The sequence below is a fragment of the Jeotgalibacillus marinus genome (assembly GCF_040801915.1).
GTDB lineage: Bacteria > Bacillota > Bacilli > Bacillales > Jeotgalibacillaceae > Jeotgalibacillus > Jeotgalibacillus marinus.
In genome coordinates this window covers 1-269 of record NZ_JBFMIA010000167.1, presented here as the reverse complement: position 1 = coordinate 269, position 269 = coordinate 1, and the positions used below count along the sequence as shown (strand labels likewise).

1 protein-coding gene is annotated in these 269 nt (G+C 53.5%); it reads left to right on the top strand.

Annotated elements, in window-relative coordinates:
- Positions 1-269: hypothetical protein (locus AB1471_RS17395; RefSeq protein ID WP_367780986.1), on the top strand; the 269-nt coding region annotated here is incomplete at both ends.

Here is a 269-nt window from a genome sequence, read left to right as displayed (position 1 = left end):
CTCTATGGCGACCTCTACTTTTTGGAGCCGGAGACCCAATCCGATCAACGCCGTCAGGTGCTGATCATCAACACCGATCCCGAGGCACCCTACTACCTCGATGTCTTCCGTTCGCGTCGCCGCGATGGAGCAGATAAAACCCACGATTATTTCTACCACAACATCGGCCAGGATTTTTCGTTGAACCTCCCGTTGCAGCCGACCGAAGAGTTGGCCTTTGCCGGCGGACACCTCTATGCCTACTCCTATTTATGGAATAAGCATAGTGC